This window comes from Rhizobium sp. Root482, from assembly GCF_001426565.1.
Classification (GTDB): domain Bacteria; phylum Pseudomonadota; class Alphaproteobacteria; order Rhizobiales; family Rhizobiaceae; genus Pararhizobium.
The window spans coordinates 75858-92828 of record NZ_LMFA01000012.1 but is presented as its reverse complement, the minus strand read 5'-3'; the positions used below and the strand labels follow the sequence as shown (position 1 = coordinate 92828).

15 protein-coding genes and 2 tRNA genes are annotated in these 16971 nt (G+C 62.8%); 14 read left to right on the top strand and 3 right to left on the bottom strand.

Features of this window, described 5'->3' with window-relative positions; all coding sequences use genetic code 11:
* The first annotated feature begins 43 nt into the window (after positions 1–43).
* Positions 44–2236 carry an esterase-like activity of phytase family protein gene (locus ASD31_RS08430; protein WP_056331839.1) on the top strand — a complete coding sequence of 731 codons (2193 nt, stop codon included), beginning with the start codon at positions 44–46 and terminating at the stop codon, positions 2234–2236.
* A 46-nt stretch (positions 2237–2282) separates the two neighbouring features.
* Here ASD31_RS08430 and ASD31_RS08425 read toward each other — a convergent pair whose 3' ends face one another.
* Positions 2283–2786: a MarR family winged helix-turn-helix transcriptional regulator gene (locus ASD31_RS08425; RefSeq protein ID WP_056331837.1), complete on the bottom strand. Its 504-nt coding sequence runs from the start codon at positions 2784–2786 to the stop codon at positions 2283–2285.
* A gap of 190 nt (positions 2787–2976) precedes the next feature.
* On the opposite strand from ASD31_RS08425, the gene ASD31_RS08420 reads away from it, so the two are divergent.
* From ASD31_RS08420 to ASD31_RS08405, 4 genes are all read left to right on the top strand, one after another.
* Positions 2977–4254, top strand: coding sequence for a metallophosphoesterase family protein (locus ASD31_RS08420; RefSeq protein WP_056331836.1), 1278 nt, complete (start codon positions 2977–2979; stop codon positions 4252–4254).
* Positions 4254–7730, top strand: a complete 3477-nt coding sequence (locus ASD31_RS08415) for an ATP-binding protein (protein WP_056331834.1) — start codon at positions 4254–4256, stop codon at positions 7728–7730. The genes ASD31_RS08420 and ASD31_RS08415 overlap by 1 nt, the downstream gene beginning before the upstream one ends.
* 131 nt (positions 7731–7861) lie before the next feature.
* Complete coding sequence (locus ASD31_RS08410; protein WP_056331832.1) at positions 7862–8260, top strand: cupin domain-containing protein; 399 nt, start codon at positions 7862–7864, stop codon at positions 8258–8260.
* Between the two features lie 240 nt (positions 8261–8500).
* Positions 8501–8875 (top strand): hypothetical protein, encoded by a 375-nt coding sequence (locus tag ASD31_RS08405; RefSeq protein ID WP_056331830.1) that lies wholly within the window; start codon positions 8501–8503, stop codon positions 8873–8875.
* A gap of 58 nt (positions 8876–8933) precedes the next feature.
* Here the strand turns inward: ASD31_RS08405 and ASD31_RS08400 are convergent, their stop codons facing one another.
* Positions 8934–9191 (bottom strand): hypothetical protein, encoded by a 258-nt coding sequence (locus ASD31_RS08400; RefSeq protein WP_056331828.1) that lies wholly within the window; start codon positions 9189–9191, stop codon positions 8934–8936.
* 245 nt (positions 9192–9436) lie between these two features.
* Positions 9437–9512: transfer RNA gene (locus ASD31_RS08395), tRNA-Val, on the bottom strand.
* Positions 9513–9979: 467 nt separating this feature from the next.
* On the opposite strand from ASD31_RS08395, the gene ASD31_RS08390 reads away from it, so the two are divergent.
* The 9 genes from ASD31_RS08390 to ASD31_RS08350 all read left to right on the top strand — a co-directional run bounded on the left by ASD31_RS08390 (position 9980) and on the right by ASD31_RS08350 (position 16869).
* Positions 9980–10056: transfer RNA gene (locus tag ASD31_RS08390), tRNA-Asp, on the top strand.
* A 619-nt stretch (positions 10057–10675) separates the two neighbouring features.
* Entirely contained in the window at positions 10676–11041 is a 366-nt protein-coding gene (locus tag ASD31_RS08385) for an NADH-quinone oxidoreductase subunit A (protein WP_056331826.1), read from the top strand.
* Complete coding sequence (locus tag ASD31_RS08380) at positions 11032–11610, top strand: NuoB/complex I 20 kDa subunit family protein (RefSeq protein ID WP_056331824.1); 579 nt, start codon at positions 11032–11034, stop codon at positions 11608–11610. Before ASD31_RS08385 ends, ASD31_RS08380 begins: the two co-directional genes overlap by 10 nt.
* 17 nt (positions 11611–11627) lie before the next feature.
* A complete protein-coding gene (locus ASD31_RS08375; RefSeq protein WP_056331821.1) occupies positions 11628–12233 on the top strand; it encodes an NADH-quinone oxidoreductase subunit C in 606 nt (201 codons plus the stop codon).
* A 57-nt stretch (positions 12234–12290) separates the two neighbouring features.
* Positions 12291–13481: an NADH-quinone oxidoreductase subunit D gene (locus ASD31_RS08370; RefSeq protein WP_056331819.1), complete on the top strand. Its 1191-nt coding sequence runs from the start codon at positions 12291–12293 to the stop codon at positions 13479–13481.
* 35 nt (positions 13482–13516) lie between these two features.
* Positions 13517–13744, top strand: a complete 228-nt coding sequence (locus ASD31_RS08365; protein WP_082520523.1) for a hypothetical protein — start codon at positions 13517–13519, stop codon at positions 13742–13744.
* A gap of 15 nt (positions 13745–13759) precedes the next feature.
* Complete coding sequence (locus ASD31_RS08360; RefSeq protein WP_056331815.1) at positions 13760–14941, top strand: NADH-quinone oxidoreductase subunit E; 1182 nt, start codon at positions 13760–13762, stop codon at positions 14939–14941.
* Positions 14942–14952: 11 nt separating this feature from the next.
* Complete coding sequence (gene nuoF, locus ASD31_RS08355) at positions 14953–16257, top strand: NADH-quinone oxidoreductase subunit NuoF (RefSeq protein WP_056331814.1); 1305 nt, start codon at positions 14953–14955, stop codon at positions 16255–16257.
* Positions 16258–16263: 6 nt separating this feature from the next.
* Entirely contained in the window at positions 16264–16869 is a 606-nt protein-coding gene (locus tag ASD31_RS08350; RefSeq protein WP_082520485.1) for a hypothetical protein, read from the top strand.
* Positions 16870–16971 lie beyond the last annotated feature (102 nt).

The window sequence follows — 16971 nt, the reverse complement described above, 5'->3', positions numbered from 1 at the left end:
CCGATCACAAACCCTCCGTGTTGAACCTATTGGAGGGATTTCCGTGAAGACATTACCACTGACCGCAGCGCTCGCCACGGCACTGGCCGCGTCGGCTGCATTCGGCGCATCGGCCGAGCCGATGTTCAACCGCATCGCCTCGTTCGCCGTCGCCGATAATCTGCCCGCCGATATCGACGGGAAAACCGTGACCTCTGCAGAAATCATCGCGGCCAGTGAAGACGGCAACATGCTTGTCTATTCCGACAGCCCGCTGAAGGCGATCGGCTTCATCGACATCGCCGATCCGAAGGCGCCGAAGCCCGCCGGGATTCTGAAGTTCGAAGGCGAACCCACCTCGGTGACCATTGCCGGCGGCAAGGCGCTGGTTGCCATCAACACGCGCGAAAGCTTCGTCAAGCCGTCGGGCATGCTCGCCCAGGTCGACCTCGCCTCCAAGGCGGTCGATACGACCTGCGACCTCGGCGGCCAGCCGGACTCCATCGCGCTCAACAAGGACGGGACCATCGCCGCCGTCGCCATCGAGAACGAGCGCGACGAAGAGGTCAATGACGGCGACATCCCGCAGATGCCGGCCGGCGATCTCGTGCTGCTGTCGCTCAAGGATGGCGTGGTCGATTGCGGTTCGATCAGGCATGTCACACTGACCGGCCTTGCCGATGTCGCCAGCGACGACCCGGAGCCGGAATTTGCCTCGTTCAACAGCCTCGGCGAAATTGCACTCACGCTCCAGGAAAACAATCATATCGTCATCATCGACGGCAAGACGGGCGAGGTGAAGAGCCACTTCTCGGCCGGCAGCGTCAGCCTTGAAGGCATCGATACGAAGAAGGACGGCGCCCTGAAATTTACCGGCGAGGCGAAGGATGTTGCCCGCGAGCCCGATGCCGTGAAGTGGCTGGACGACGACCGCCTCGTCGTTGCCAATGAAGGCGACTGGAAGGGCGGTGCCCGCGGCTTCACCATCTTCGACAAGACCGGCGAGGTTCTCTATGAAAACGGCTCCGCCTTCGAGCGCGAGATCGCTAAAATCGGCCATTATCCCGACAAGCGCAACAAGAAGGGCGTCGAGCCGGAAGGTCTGGAAGCCGCCAGGTTCGGAGATGACGACCTCTTCTTCGTTCTCGCAGAGCGTGCGTCGATCGTCGGCGTCTACAAGGACACTGGTGCGGAGCCGAAGCTCCTCCAGTTGCTGCCGTCGGGCGTCGGTCCGGAAGGCGCCGTCGCCATTCCAGGCCGCAATCTCTTCGTCACAGCCAACGAAACCGACCTCGTCGAAGACGGCGGCGCCCGTTCGCATGTGATGATCTATGAGCGCGCGGACGGTGAAGCGGCCTATCCGCAGATCGTCTCCACCGAAAAGGACGGCGAACTGATCGGCTTTGGCGCGTTGTCAGGCCTTGCCGCGGTCAAGGACAAGCCGGGCATGCTCTATGCCGTCAACGATTCGTTCTACGCGTCGCAGCCGACGATCTTCACGATCGACGCGACACAGAAGCCGGCCAGGATCATCGACGCCCTGCGCATCACCCGCAATGGTGCCGCCGCGCAGAAGCTCGACAGCGAAGGCCTGACGCCGGATGGCGAAGGCGGCTTTTGGCTGGCCAATGAAGGCGATGCCGACAAGCTCTACGGCCATGCCATCATTCATGTGAACGGGAAGGGTGAAATCGAGAAGGAGATTGCAATTCCGGCCGAGTTGCGTGCCGGCGAAAAGCGCTTCGGCTTCGAAGGCATAACCAGCGTCGGGGAGGGCGATGAGCAGGTTCTCTGGATGGCCATGCAGCGGGAGTGGGGCGATGACGAGAAGGGTTTCGTCAAGCTCGTCTCCTACAAGCCGTCCTCGAAGGAATGGGGCGCCGTGCGCTATCCGCTCGACAAGACCGAACAGGGCTGGGTCGGACTTTCCGAAATCACCGTGCACGGAGATCACGCCTATCTTATCGAACGCGACAATCTGATCGGTGCTGCCGCCCGGTTGAAGAAGCTTTACCGCGTGGCGCTGGCCGATCTGAAGCCAGCAAAGCTCGGTGGCCAACTTCCTGTCGTGCGCAAGGAAGAGGTCCGCGATCTCCTGCCGGAACTGAAGGCCTCGGGCGGTTATGTCCTCGACAAGGTCGAAGGCTTTACGGTCGATGCCGCCGGCAACGGCTATGTCGTCACCGACAATGACGGCGTGGACGATTCCTCCGGCGAGACGCTGTTCTTTCCGATCGGCACGATGAACGCGATGTAGCCTTTTGCGGCATAAAGCGAAAAGGCCGGAGGTGATCCGGCCTTTTTTATTTCCGCGGGGGAGAGCGCTTGAGACAGGCGCGCCAACCGGAGGCGGGCTCTTCGTCGCCGCCGGCCTTGCGGCGGCGGATCTCTTCCGCCTTGGCGACCAGCTGGGTGACGATCTGGTGCATCTGGTCGAGCTGCTTGTCGTCGAGCGTGGAGAAGATTTCCTCGATCAGCTGCTTGCGCGGATATTCGGCCGCCTCCAGCACGACACGGCCCACATCGGTGATCGACACGATCTTGGCACGCCGGTCCTCGGGGTCCGGCTTTCGGACCACGAGCTTGTCGCGTTCCAGCCCGTCGATCGCTTCCGTCACTGTGCGCGGCGCAAATTTCAGCGCCCCGGCAATATCGGTCGAGCGACAGGGACCGAGCCTGCTGAGAAAAAACAGGAATTTGCTGCGCGCCAGCGACACGCCTTCCTCCGTCATCGATTCGTTGATGAGGCGATGAACGCGGTGGTAGAGCTCAAAGAGCTTCTCGGAGACTTCGACGGTCGATTTCATGTCATTTATATGGATATTGTGAATTGCCCTGTCAAATTAGCAGGCTTTCTGCCGCATTTGTCAAATCGGGCTTTGATATGATCGATCGAAGGCTTTCGGCCGCCCGGCGATCAGCCAAAAGCGCGGGATAGAAGCGTGGGCAGGGCCTGGCAGGATTGACGCGCCCGCGCCCGGCGGGACATGGTTGGACATGCCGTTCCGCTTCGTTCACACCGCCGATCTCCATCTCGATTCTCCGCTGCGCAGCCTCGCCTTAAAAAACCCCGAGCTTGCCGAACTGGTTCGCGGCGCGACGCGCACCGCGCTGACGCGGATCGTCGATCTGTGCCTTGCAGAAAATGTCGATGCGCTGCTGGTCGCCGGTGATCTTTACGATGGCGCGCAGACCTCGATGAACACGGCGCTTTTCCTGGCCGGCGAAATGCGCCGGCTGGAAGCGGCCGGCATCCGCGTCTTCCTCATTCGAGGCAATCACGATTCGCAATCCACCATGACACGCGAGCTGACCTTTCCCGCCAATGTCCATGTGTTCACTGGCAAGGCGAAGCCGGTCCAGGCAAAGATGCTCGACGACGGGCGCGCGGTTCATATCCACGGCGTGGGTTTCACCAATCCGCACGCACCCGACAGCCTGCTGCCGCTGTTCCAGCAGCCCGTCGCCGATGCCGTCAATATCGGCATGCTGCATACGAGCCTGGCCGGCGCGCCTGGGCACGATCCCTATGCGCCCTGCAGCATCGCCGAACTGTCCGGCCATGGCTTCGACTATTGGGCGCTCGGTCACGTGCATCTGCGCCAGATCCATTCGCAGAAGCCCCTGATCGTCATGCCCGGCATGCCACAGGGCCGCGACATCAACGAGGCCGGGCCGAAAACGGTCACGCTGGTTACGGTCAGTGACGACGGCATTTTGGACCATCGCGAACATGAGATCGGCCAGGCCGTCTTCGAGCGCGTCACCGTCGATCTGGGCGGGGCCGATGACTGGCGGTCGATGCTCGACAGGGCGGGGCAGGCGATCGGCACAGCGCGGCAGGCGATCGGCGCCGACCATCTCATCCTTCGCGTTTTCCTGACCGGCGCGACCCCGCTTGCCTGGAAGCTGAGGCGCGACCCGGAATTCCTGTTTGCCGAATTTTCCAATCTGGTGGCCGGGTTCAATGGCTGCTGGATCGAGAAGATCGAGATCGAATGCCAGGGCCTCACGCCCGAAGGTGTCGTCTCAGGCCCCGACCCGGTTGAAGAACTGGCGGGGCTGATCCGCTCCGAGGTGCTGCCGTCCCATGGCTTTCGTCAACAGGCGCAGGCCGCTCTCGACGAACTCCTCTCGCAATTGCCGCGTGAACTGCGCGAAAACCTCGCCGGCGATGAGGCGGCGGCCGCGCGGTTTCTCGACCGGATCGCGCTTGCCGGCAGTGACGACGTGCTTGCCTATCTGCACGGCGATGCCGCGGAGGCCCCCCGCTGATGCGCCTCCACCGTCTCGATCTCGTCCGCTATGGCAAATTCACCGAGCGCAGCCTGGATTTCGGTGCGGCGCCTTCCGGCCGTCCTGATTTCCATCTCGTCTACGGGCCGAACGAGGCGGGAAAATCGACCCTGTTTTCGGCCTTTCTCGATCTCCTGTTCGGGATAGAGCGGCTGAGCGGTTACGGTTTCCAGCATCCCTATCCGACGATGCGTGTGGGCGGCATGGTGGAGACCGGCGGCAGGGTGCATTCAGCCTTCCGGGTGAAGCGCAACCAGAATTCGCTCATCGGCGCCGACGAGCAGCCCTTGCCGGACGGCCTGTTTTCGCCCGCTCTCGGTTCGATAGACCGGGCCACCTATCAGATGATGTTCTCGCTCGACGACGACAGCATCGAGAAGGGCGGCGAGACCATCCTGAAAAGCGAGGGAGAGCTGGGGGCACTGCTGTTTTCGGCCAGTTCCGGCCTGCCGGACAGCAATGCCATCCTCTCGGGCCTCCGGGCGCAGGCCGATGCCTTCTACAGGCCGCAGGGTCGCAAGCATGGCCTGGCGGAGCTGAAGGCAGAACTGGATGCCCTGAAGGAGGAAAAACAGGGCATCGACATCAATGCACGCGAATTCGCAAGCCTGCGCAAGGCGCTGGAGGCGGCGGCGGCAAGGCACGAGGCGGCCATCAGCCAGCGTGCCGAACTGCGCGTCAACCTTGCGCAGGCCCGCGACCGGATCGAGGGCCTGCCGCTTCTGGCACGGCTACGGGGCTTGCGCGGTGAGCTTGCCGGTTTCGCCGATGCCCCCGAACCGCCGGTCGCCTGGCACGCAATGCTGCCGCAGCTGCAGCGCGAGGAAACCGAGATCGCAGCGCGGATCGAGCAGGTCGACGGCGATCTGGAGCGGCGCGAGACGGAGATTGCGGCAATCGAGCGCGATCCGGCCGTGCTTTCGCTCTCCGGCGATATCGCGGATCTGGAGCGCTCCGAACTCGAGGCCCGCCACCGGACGGCGGCGCGCGATATGCCGACCCGGCTGGAGGAGCGGGCAAAGATTGCCGCCGATATCGCCGCGCGTCTCGCCAGGCTTGAGCGCGTCGATATATCCGATCCGGCGAGCCTTCTCCTGCCGGCCGCTACGGCCGGCCGCATTCAGGACCTGGCCCAGACCCATTCCGCCATCAACGAACGCCAGCTAACAGCCCGGCGCGAACTGCGTCTGGCCGAGGATGAGGTGCGCGAAGCGGCGCAAAGCCACGCGGCGCTGGTGAAGGGCGATGGGCCGCAGGATGTGGCCGGCCCGGCGCTGCTTGCCGAGCTGCTGCAAAATCTGCGGCAGAATGATTGCCTGTTGCGCCAGCAGGCGGCAAACCGGCAGATCGCGCTTCTTGAAGACCAGCTTGCCGACAGGCTGGCAGGCCTCTCGCCCCCAGTGCTCGATGCCGAGGCGCTGGCTGTTCTTTCGGTTCCCGAAGAGGCCGAGATCGCCGACTGGACGGCGCGGCGTACGACGCTGGGCGAGCAGTTGAAGCGCCTTGCCGAGCGGATCGACGAAGAGACGGCGCTCGTCGCGGCGGAAGAGGCGCGGCTTGGCGAGATGACCCGCAACGGCGGATTTGCCGGCGACGATGTCGCGATGACGCTGAGGCAGCAGCGCGACCGCGCCTGGCTCGATCATGCGCAGCGCCTGGATGGCGAGAGCGCCCGCCTGTTCGAGGCGGCCCTGCAAAAGGACGACGAGGCCGTGGCGCTGCGCCTGGCGCGATCTACTGAGCTTGCCCAGGCAAGAGCGCTTTCCCTGTCTCTTGCCGAGCGCAATGGCAGGCTGACTTCGTTTCACCGCCAGCACGAGGCGGTGCTGGCGGAGCTTGCCGTCCTGAGGGCGGAGATTTCCACCGCGGCGAACGCTTGCGGCCTGGCGCAGGATACCAAGCTCAATCAATTGGTGACATGGCTTGCAAAGCGGACCCAGGCGCTGGAGACGCGCAACCAGCTTCGCACCGCGCGTCAGGACTTGCGGCTGGCGGCGGCGGACGAGGAAGCCGCGCATCGGCGGCTGGCGCAGGCCATGCAGAAGCTCGGCCTCGCGAAGGATCTCCCGGAGCGGCTGGAGGATGCCCTCTCTGTTGCGGCGCAGACGGTGAATGCGCTGCAATCCTCGCAGCGCGCCCAACTGGCGGCAGCCGAGGCATTGGCGAAGACGCAGGCCGCATTGCAATCCCGGCAAGTCGCTTCTACCGCGGCCGATGCCGACATGGCGCACTGGACCGATCGATGGACCGAAACGCTGCAGCCGACATGGCTTGCCACTGACGGCTCCCTTCCGTCCCCACAGGAGGCGGTGCCGGTACTGGCGGTGCTGCAGGACCTCGACAAGCTCGTCCAGCGCCAGGCCGATCTCGACCACCGCATCGACGGCATGGGCAAGGACCGGGTGGCCTTCGAAGCGCGGGTGAGAGCGCTTGCCCAACGCCTGTCCCTGCCGGCGGAGGAGGATCCGCTTGCTCTGTTCCAGGCGGTTCGCGGGCGGCTGACCAAGGCCGAGCGCAACGAAAGCCTGTTCCAGCGGCTGTCGCAGGAGATTGCCGAACGCACCGTCGAACGCGGCGCACTGGCGGACACGAAAACGCGTCACGACCTGCACAAGCGCGGCATGTTCGCGCTTTTCGGCTGCGACAGCCTGGTCGAGGTCGGCCGCCATCTGGAAGCGGCCAAGGCGCGCGGGCGCCTGCGCGAACGGATCGCCGAGGCCGAGGCCGATCTTTCCACGCGGCTGGGGACCGAGGGCGCGGAAGCCGCGGAGATGATCCTGAGCGCCGTCGACGAGCCGGGATTGCGGCTGGAAATGGAGGCGCTCAAGGCGCGGCTGGAGCAGTGCGACAGGGAAGCGAGCGAACTGCATGCCGAGCGCCGCGACGCCGAACGGGCGCTGGCCGCAATCGGCGGCGGCGATGCGGCGGCCCATATCGAGGAACGCCGCCGGACCGTCCTGGTCGAGATCGAGGAGCGGGCGGCGGCCTATCTGCGGCTGCGCGTCGGCATCCTGGCGGCCGAAACGGCGCTTCGCCTCTACCGCGAGCGCCATCGCAGCGCCATGATGCAGCGCGCCTCCGCCGCCTTCAGCGCCATCAGCGGCGGCGAATATACCGGCCTGACGACACAGGCGGAAAAGGGAGAGGAATTCCTGATCGCCAATGCGTCGGGCGGCGGATCCAAGCTGGCGCGCGATCTTTCCAAGGGCACCCGCTTCCAGCTCTACCTGGCGCTGCGCATGGCCGGCTATCACGAGATTGCCGCGACGCGCGAACCGCTGCCGTTCATCGCCGACGACATCATGGAAACCTTCGACGACAATCGGGCGGGGCGCGCCTTCAGCCTCATGGCGGAGATGGCGCGCGTCGGACAGGTCATCTACCTGACCCATCACCACCACCTGTGCGACATTGCCCGGAAAGCCTGCCCGGATGTGACCGTTCATATGCTGTAGGTCACCGTCAACCGTCGCGATATCCCGGCGATGGGCGAGAGGACGATTGCATGGCGGCGCGTTCGGGGACATTGTCTGAACAGTTCCGGCCAGTGCCGGGTTTATCCGGATATCAGGAAGGAGCCATCCCCATGGAGATCAAGGCCTGCGGAAGCCAACCTTCGGCCCGTCCGTCGCCGGACTATTTCACCGGCGCCGTGCGGCTGGACCCGATCCACGACGCCCCCGATCCCTCCCGGGTCAGGAGCGTTTCGGTGACGTTCGAGCCCGGCGCGCGCACGCACTGGCATACCCATCCGCTTGGCCAGACCCTGTTCGTCATCTCCGGCTGCGGTCTTGCCCAAAGCTGGGGCGGGCCGCTGCGCGAGATCAGGGCGGGCGACGCGGTCTGGTTCGCGCCCGGCGAAAAGCACTGGCACGGGGCTGGGATAACGACCGCCATGACCCATGTCGCCATCCAGGAAGCGCTCGACGGCCGCGCCGCCGATTGGCTGGAGCCGGTCTCCGACAGCCAGTATCAGGGCGATTGACGCGGTATCGAGGCGGGGAAGGCGATAACGACACACCCCGGCCTGCCTTGCCGATTGCATATCGGCACAAAAGGCCGCTATGGACAGGCCAAAGCATGTCGCGCAAAAATGTGCAGCGGTTTTGCGATAATGAGATACGCAAAATCAAAGACCTGAAGCGCCGGAAGCGTTGCCGAAGGATCGCGACGCTCTTGGCGCGTCGAAGGCCAGGCCCTCGGCCTGAAGAATGGGATATCGCGGATGAACAATTTTCACGTCGGACAAAAGGTCGTCTGCATCGACGATCGGTTCAAGAACGTCTCGATCGACCAGGGCATCCGCAAGGGCCAGATCTATACCATTCGCTGGGTCGGTCCCTACAAGCATTATATCGACGGCGAGTTCATCGGCGTGAAGCTGGCGGAGATCCACAGGGGCAATGACGACGGCCCCGAAGGCTATGGCGCCGCCGACATGCCGTACCGCGCCACGCGCTTCCGGCCGTTGCTCAAAGACAGGCTATCGGCCCTCAAGAACCTTTTGGCACCGACCCCGAAGGGCGAGACGCCCTATATGCCGGACGCACCCGAAGAACCCAGGCGCAAGGCGCCCGTGCGCAAGAAGGAAGATGTCTGAAGGGGAGGCTGTTTAGCCTCTTCCCGCCGCGTCGCCGCGTGGCTGCAGCCAACGACCGTCAGCGTGAATTCGTGAGCTGTTCGCGCCGCACCAGCCGCAGCGAACGGTCGGGCTGGATAATATAGGTTTCCTCGGCCGGGCGGCCATATTCATCCTTCAGCATGTGGCGCAGCGTGCTGCCGGGCGGCGCCTTGGTCAGGCTCGTCGTCGGCCGGCCGCCATAGGTTATGCTGCCGGGAATGGGCTCGATTTCCGGGATGGCGGTGCAGCCGGCAAGGCCCGCCACGATGGCCAGGGCAAGAATCGAGATTTTCATGGCTGCTCCGTTTCTCTCGCCGCTCGGGCGAGCGGGCATGATCGGTCTTGTCGAATCGGGATGTTCCGTCGCCAGACATGGCGACTGCGCCGCATCCTGACAAGAGCCCGCACCGTGTAACCACGCTACAGATGACGGTATTTCACGGAGACAGAGCGGCATCAGTCCAAGGTGACATCCTCAACCGAGGCGACCATGAGGACAGCGGCAAGCTGGAAGGATGAAAGTTGCAGAGAAAGAGAGAATGGTGGGCGATGACGGACTCGAACCGCCGACATCCTCGGTGTAAACGAGGCGCTCTACCAACTGAGCTAATCGCCCTTCGCGAAGCAGAGCATGTCCGCCGCGTCGGTGGCCGTGATCTATTCGTAACGGCGAAAAACTGCAAGAGCGTTGCATAAGTTTTTTCGATTTTTTTGCCGGCCTTCCGTTTCGCGTGACGCACGCCGCCGCAACAGAGACTGGCTTTCCCGAGAGGCCGCGTCCGTAGCGGGTGCGGAGGCGGCGTATCGAGGCGGATTCGGACTTCCAATAAATCCGGGCAAGCCCTTGAAATAACGACCGGGCATTGCCGGCATGTGGACAGTGGAAAAAAGATCGCGGACCAAAACCCCGGCGCAGCGGGCTTTCGCCCGACATGGCGTCTGGAATTTTCCGATTGTCGTGATTTTGTTTTTCAACGCGCTTGACACTCCCGATCGAACCCCTTAATCAGCCGCTCATCGGACGGCGCAACGCCGCTTCGACACAGGAAAGAGGCGCCGCGAGGCGGTTCTTTTGGAAAATGCGCGGGTGTAGCTCAGTTGGTTAGAGTGCCGGCCTGTCACGCCGGAGGTCGCGGGTTCGAGCCCCGTCACTCGCGCCATTTTCCACAATCTTGCAATTGGTTGCAGGGAATTCTTCAGAAGTAAAATTAAAGCCTTTGTGCGCGTCGTTTGTCTCGGTGCCGCTGCTGCGGTCGTCGACAATACGCTCTCGGATTCTTTGAGCGGCCGTCATTGGTGGCGCGCGCGACGGATTGTCGTCGTTACCTGTCAGCATCGAACTGCGCCGATATCCGCGACGCGCCGACAAAGCGCCGCCATGGTGACGCATCAGTGCAAATTGCGAATAGGGGCCATGCAATCCTGCCTTGCCTTGTTGCCGGCCGGCGGGGCGAAAAGCGCGCTACAGGCTTCCACTCCCTGTCGTTTTTCAACCGATTTAGCCCCTGCGGCCATATGTCCGCAGGGTCAATGGAAAAGGCTGTTCTGCGCCGATTGGGTCGCGTTGGCGAGGGTCGGGCGCGATTTGCGCGTGATTGTCGGAGATGCTAGATTTGCGCCGTTCTTCATTCCTGGCAAGGATGGGGTGAAAACCTTTCTCAAGGCTTGCACAGCGACGCTGGCTGCGCTAACCACATCGGCGTTGCAACATATTTTTCGGCCTGTGAGCCTTTGTTTTTGCGCTTTTTCAAGTGCGCCTCGCAGGCAGGGACGGATAGAATGACAGACCTTCTCGGCTCCTATATCCCGATCGCTATTTTCATCGGTATTTCACTGGTCATCGGCCTGGCGCTTTTGATTGCGCCGTTTGCCGTTGCCTACAAGGCGCCGGACGATGAAAAGCTGTCGGCCTACGAATGCGGCTTCAACGCCTTCGACGACGCCCGCATGAAATTCGACATTCGATTCTATCTCGTGTCGATTCTCTTCATCATCTTCGATCTCGAAGTGGCCTTCCTGTTTCCCTGGGCCGTCTCGTTCAAGGAGATGGGCTGGTTCGGTTTCTGGTCGATGATGGCATTCCTCGGAGTGCTGACCATCGGCTTCATCTATGAATGGAAAAAGGGAGCGCTCGAATGGGAGTAGCAACCAATATGCCGGCCGTATCCCAGGCGCCGAAGGGGATCATCGATCCCTCCACCGGCAAGCCGATCGGCAGCAACGACAAGTTCTTTGGCGAGATCAACAATGAACTCGCCGACAAGGGTTTTCTTGTCACCTCGACGGACGAACTCATCACATGGGCGCGCACCGGCTCGCTGATGTGGATGACCTTCGGTCTTGCCTGCTGCGCCGTCGAGATGATGCAGATGTCGATGCCGCGCTATGATGCCGAGCGGTTCGGCTTTGCGCCGCGTGCCTCTCCGCGCCAGTCCGACGTGATGATCGTCGCCGGCACGCTGACCAACAAGATGGCGCCGGCGCTGCGCAAGGTCTATGACCAGATGCCCGAGCCGCGCTACGTCATCTCGATGGGCTCCTGCGCCAATGGCGGCGGATATTATCACTATTCCTATTCGGTGGTGCGCGGCTGCGACCGCGTCGTGCCGGTCGATATCTATGTGCCGGGCTGTCCTCCCACGGCAGAAGCGCTCCTTTATGGGGTGCTCCTGCTGCAGAAGAAAATCCGTCGCACCGGTACGATCGAACGGTAAGGGCAGGGGACCTGACAATGAGCGAAGCCCTGAACGGACTTCTGACCTATCTGCGCGAGACGCGCGGTACGTTGATCGCCGATGCCGCCGTCACGCATGGCGAGCTGACGCTGACCTCGACCGCTGACAATCTGATCGCGCTTCTGACTTTCCTGCGTGACGATCCGCGCTGCGGCTTCATCAGTTTCATCGATATTTGCGGCGTGGACTGGCCACAGCGTGCCGAACGTTTCGATGTCGTCTACCATTTGCTGTCGCCGAAGCAGAACCTGCGTATCCGGGTCAAGGTCGTCACCGGCGAGGATCAGCCGGTCCCGTCCGCCTGCGCCGTCTATCCGGGCGCCGACTGGTTCGAGCGGGAGGCCTACGACATGTACGGCATCCTGTTCACCGGCCATCCGGATCTGCGCCGCATCCTGACGGACTACGGTTTCGAAGGCTATCCGTTGCGCAAGGACTTCCCCACCACCGGATTTGTCGAGGTTCGCTACGACGACGAAGCCAAGCGCGTGATCTATGAACCGGTAGTGCTGAAGCAGGAATTCCGAAACTTCGACTTCATGTCGCCCTGGGAAGGAACGGAGTATGTCCTGCCGGGCGACGAAAAAGCAAACGCGAAGTGACAATGACGGCCGAGGGCTCGTACGTATGCGGGCCTGTCCGGTTTGGAGCAAGCTGCAATGAACGAACATAACGTCCGCAATTTCAACATCAATTTCGGACCGCAGCATCCGGCGGCGCATGGCGTTCTGCGTCTGGTCCTGGAACTTGACGGGGAAATCGTCGAGCGCGTCGATCCGCATATCGGTCTCCTGCATCGCGGCACCGAAAAGCTGATCGAGACCAAGACCTATCTGCAGGCGGTGCCCTATTTCGACCGGCTCGATTATGTCGCGCCGATGAACCAGGAACATGCCTTTGCGCTGGCCGTCGAAAGGCTGACGAAGACGGAAGTGCCGATCCGCGGCCAGTTGATCCGCGTTCTCTATTCGGAGATCGGCCGTATCCTGTCGCATCTTTTGAACGTCACGACGCAGGCCATGGACGTCGGCGCGCTGACGCCGCCGCTCTGGGGTTTCGAGGAACGCGAAAAGCTGATGGTGTTTTACGAGCGGGCCTCGGGCGCGCGCATGCATTCGGCCTATTTTCGGCCGGGCGGCGTCCACCAGGACCTGCCGCATCAGTTGGTGGAAGACATCGGCAAATGGATCGATCCGTTCCTGAAGACCGTCGATGATATCGACGAGCTCCTGACCGAAAACCGCATCTTCAAGCAGCGCAATGTCGATATCGGCGTGGTGACGCTGGACGAGGCCTGGGCCTGGGGCTTTTCCGGCGTCATGGTGCGTGGATCGGGCGCCGCCTGGGACTTGCGCAAGTCGCAGCCCTATGAGTGCTACGCCGACATGGATTTCGATATTCCGATCGGCAAGAACGGCGATTGCTACGACCGCTATCTGATCCGCATGATCGAGATGCGCGAATCGGCGAAGATCATGCGCCAGTGCGTCGATCAACTTCTTGGCAAGGCCAAGATCGGTCCGGTTTCGTCCTTCGACGGCAAGATCGTGCCGCCCAAGCGCGGTGAGATGAAACGCTCCATGGAAGCGCTGATCCACCACTTCAAGCTCTATACCGAAGGCTATCATGTGCCCGAGGGCGAGGTCTATGCGGCAGTCGAGGCGCCGAAGGGCGAGTTCGGCGTCTACCTGGTCTCGGACGGCACCAACAAGCCCTATCGCTGCAAGATTCGCGCCCCGGGCTATGCCCATCTCCAGGCGATGGACTATATCTGTCGCGGGCACCAGCTGGCCGATGTATCGGCCATTCTCGGCTCGCTCGATATCGTCTTCGGCGAGGTGGATCGCTGATGCGCGGCGTTGTCCTTTCCCTTTGCGCGGTGCTGATGGCGGGTGCCCCGGCGCTGGCGCAGGAAGCCGCGCCGGAGCAGGACGTCCTGGGCACCAGCAGTTCGTCGGGCAGCGGCATGGGCAAGCTCCTGTCGCAGGGCTACGAAATCAGGACGGCGGTGCTGAACGGCACGCGTTACGTCGTATTTTTGCAAAAAGACCAGTCGGCCTATGCCTGCGAATTTGTCTCGCTGACAAAATCGCGGTGCGGCTCGATTAACTGATAGGGTGCGGGAAGAATGTCCGTTCGTCGATTAGCCGAGGAAAATGTCCAGCCGGCAAGCTTTGCCTTCAACAGGGACAATGCGGTTTGGGCCAAGGCCACCATCAAGAAATATCCGAAGGGCCGCGAGCAATCGGCGGTCATTCCGCTGTTGATGCGGGCGCAGGAACAGGACGGCTGGGTCACCAAGGCGGCGATCGAGAGCGTGGCCGACATGCTCGGCATGCCCTATATCCGCGCGCTCGAAGTGGCGACCTTCTATACGCAGTTTCAGTTGAAGCCCGTGGGCACGCGCGCCCATGTGCAGGTTTGCGGCACGACGCCCTGCATGCTGCGCGGTGCCGAGGCGCTCATCGATCTCTGCAAGAAGCGCATTCATACCAATCCGCTGACGCCAAACGCCTCCGGCACGCTGTCCTGGGAAGAGGTCGAATGTCAGGGCGCCTGCGTCAACGCACCGATGGTGATGATCTTCAAGGACACCTATGAGGATCTGACGGTTCCGCAGCTGGATTATATCATCGACCGTTTCGAAGCGGGCAAGGGTGCCGACGTGACGCCCGGTCCGCAGATCGATCGCATCTTCTCGGCTCCGGTCGACGGTCCGACGACGCTGCTGGCGCCCGAAAAGAAGCCCGCGACGCCTCGCGCTCGCAGAGCCGATGCCGACACCGCCGTCAGCGTGCCGCCCTCCAATGCCGGCCGGGCAAGGACCGATGCGGAGGAAACCGATCCGAAGCTGAAGACGCCGGCAAACGCCAAGGGCGAGGCGGCGGCCAATACCAGGCGGGCCGGCGATGCGACGAAGATGGAAGGCGGCCCGGCCGAAAAGCCCGCAGCCGTCGAAGGGCGCCCGGAAGCCGGCGCATCCAAGGCAGCGGCCGGAAAACCGCAACGCGCGGCAAAGCCTACCCTCGCGGATGCAAACCGTCCGGCCGGCATCGAAAAGCCGGCGACGCCGGACGACCTCAAGATGATTTCCGGCGTCGGTCCCAAGATCGAAGGCACGCTGCATGAACTCGGCATTTTCACCTTCGCGCAGGTCGCCGGCTGGACGAGCACCGAACGCGAATGGGTGGACGGCTACCTGAATTTCAAGGGCCGCATCGAGCGCGACGACTGGGCAAGACAGGCAGACGCGCTGGCCAGGGGTGGCGAAGCCGAATATATCAGAGTTTTCGGCAAGAAGCCGCGATAGACAGGTGAACCATGCTTGACGACAAAGACCGCATTTTTACCAATATCTACGGCATTCACGACAAGTCGCTGAAAGGCGCGATGAGCCGCGGGCATTGGGACGGCACCAAGCAGATGCTCGAAAAGGGCCGCGACTGGATTATCAACGAGATGAAGGCTTCCGGCCTTCGCGGACGGGGCGGCGCCGGCTTCCCGACCGGCCTCAAATGGTCCTTCATGCCCAAGGAAAGCGATGGCCGACCGCATTATCTCGTCGTCAATGCCGACGAATCCGAGCCCGGTACCTGCAAGGACCGCGACATCATGCGCCACGATCCGCATACGCTGATCGAGGGCTGCGTGATTGCCAGCTTCGCGATGGGCGCGCATGTCGCCTATATCTATGTGCGCGGCGAATATATCCGCGAACGCGAGGCGCTGCAGGCGGCGATCGACGAATGTTATGACGCCGGTCTTCTCGGCATCAACAACAAGCTTGGCTGGGACATGGACATCTATGTCCATCACGGCGCCGGCGCCTATATCTGCGGCGAGGAGACGGCACTTCTCGAAAGCCTCGAGGGCAAGAAGGGCCAGCCGCGCCTTAAACCCCCTTTCCCGGCCAATATGGGCCTCTACGGCTGCCCGACGACGGTCAACAATGTGGAATCGATCGCGGTGGCGCCGACCATCCTGCGCCGTGGCGCCGGCTGGTTCTCGGCAATCGGCCGCCCGAACAATGTCGGCACCAAGCTGTTCATGGTCTCCGGTCATGTCAACAAGCCCTGCACGGTCGAGGACGCGATGGGGATTCCCTTCCGCGAACTGATCGAGCGCCATTGTGGCGGTGTTCGCGGCGGCTGGGACAATCTTCTGGCGGTCATTCCGGGCGGCTCGTCCTGCCCGGTGGTCAAGGGTGAGGACATCATCGACGCGCCGATGGATTTCGACGGCATGCGTGACGTGAAATCCTCCTTCGGCACCGCCGCGGTGATCGTCATGGACAAATCGACCGATATCATCAAGGCGATCTGGCGCCTGGCGGCATTCTACAAGCATGAGAGCTGCGGCCAGTGCACGCCGTGCCGGGAAGGCACGGGCTGGATGATGCGCGTCATGGAGCGCATGGTCCAGGGCCGCGCCCAGAAGCGCGAGATCGACATGCTGTTCGATGTCAGCAAGCAGGTGGAAGGCCATACGATCTGCGCGCTCGGCGACGCCGCGGCCTGGCCGATCCAGGGCCTGATCCGCAATTTCCGGCCGGAAATGGAACAGCGTATCGACGAATATACCCGCAACGCCTCGTCGCACGGCGCGGTGCTGCAGGCGGCGGAGTAACGCGGCATGGCCGGGCCGAACCAGCACGTGGCAAAGGATGCCCCGACGGCATCCGCCGATGCCGCGGCTGCGTCCGGATACGGCTCCGATCCTTTCGGCATGGCCGGATGGATGAAGGACATGCCGGTGCATCCGCTGATGCGGCATCCGGTGGCGGCAATGGCGACGGCAGGTGCGATCGGCGTCGGTATCACCAGCCATATGGCCGGCCTGATATTCGGGGCGATGCAGGGACTGGCCGAGACGGCGTTGAAGGCCGGTATGGCTGGTGAAGGTCATGCCCCGAAGCCCGTGACGGCGCCGCAAGAGGCGGCTCGGGCACCGGCGGCAAGCTTGGCCAGGACGTCGGCGCGATCTCCGGCGAAAACCGGGGTGAAGCGGTTGAAGGCAGCGGTCCGGGTGGTTGAGGTGCCAGCGGACGACCTGAAGCGGATTTCGGGCATCGGTCCGAAGCTGCAGCAGGTGCTGAATGGCCTCGGTATCCGGCGCTATGCCGATATCGCGGCGTGGAGCGAAGCGGAGATGCGTCGTTTCGATGAGCAACTGGGGCTTTCCGGACGCATCGAGCGCGATGGCTGGGCTGAGCAGGCAAGGGCCCTGGCAAAGGGCTGAGAACGAGTTTCGGGCGTGGACCGCGGTCTTCGTCCGACGAGATGAGCGTGCCTTATAATATCTGTTTGCCGCTTGCGCCGGCGAACGAAGGACAGGATTGAG

What these genes read in the sequence shown, in the direction of transcription:
- ASD31_RS08425 (WP_056331837.1), bottom strand. Translation starts at nt 2,786, where the DNA reads ATGAAATCGACCGTCGAAGTCTCCGAGAAGCTCTTTGAGCTCTACCAC.
- ASD31_RS08420 (WP_056331836.1), top strand. Translation starts at nt 2,977, where the DNA reads ATGCCGTTCCGCTTCGTTCACACCGCCGATCTCCATCTCGATTCTCCG.
- ASD31_RS08415 (WP_056331834.1), top strand. Translation starts at nt 4,254, where the DNA reads ATGCGCCTCCACCGTCTCGATCTCGTCCGCTATGGCAAATTCACCGAG.
- ASD31_RS08410 (WP_056331832.1), top strand. Translation starts at nt 7,862, where the DNA reads ATGGAGATCAAGGCCTGCGGAAGCCAACCTTCGGCCCGTCCGTCGCCG.
- ASD31_RS08405 (WP_056331830.1), top strand. Translation starts at nt 8,501, where the DNA reads ATGAACAATTTTCACGTCGGACAAAAGGTCGTCTGCATCGACGATCGG.
- ASD31_RS08400 (WP_056331828.1), bottom strand. Translation starts at nt 9,191, where the DNA reads ATGAAAATCTCGATTCTTGCCCTGGCCATCGTGGCGGGCCTTGCCGGC.
- ASD31_RS08385 (WP_056331826.1), top strand. Translation starts at nt 10,676, where the DNA reads ATGACAGACCTTCTCGGCTCCTATATCCCGATCGCTATTTTCATCGGT.
- ASD31_RS08380 (WP_056331824.1), top strand. Translation starts at nt 11,032, where the DNA reads ATGGGAGTAGCAACCAATATGCCGGCCGTATCCCAGGCGCCGAAGGGG.
- ASD31_RS08375 (WP_056331821.1), top strand. Translation starts at nt 11,628, where the DNA reads ATGAGCGAAGCCCTGAACGGACTTCTGACCTATCTGCGCGAGACGCGC.
- ASD31_RS08370 (WP_056331819.1), top strand. Translation starts at nt 12,291, where the DNA reads ATGAACGAACATAACGTCCGCAATTTCAACATCAATTTCGGACCGCAG.
- ASD31_RS08365 (WP_082520523.1), top strand. Translation starts at nt 13,517, where the DNA reads ATGGCGGGTGCCCCGGCGCTGGCGCAGGAAGCCGCGCCGGAGCAGGAC.
- ASD31_RS08360 (WP_056331815.1), top strand. Translation starts at nt 13,760, where the DNA reads ATGTCCGTTCGTCGATTAGCCGAGGAAAATGTCCAGCCGGCAAGCTTT.
- nuoF (WP_056331814.1), top strand. Translation starts at nt 14,953, where the DNA reads ATGCTTGACGACAAAGACCGCATTTTTACCAATATCTACGGCATTCAC.
- ASD31_RS08350 (WP_082520485.1), top strand. Translation starts at nt 16,264, where the DNA reads ATGGCCGGGCCGAACCAGCACGTGGCAAAGGATGCCCCGACGGCATCC.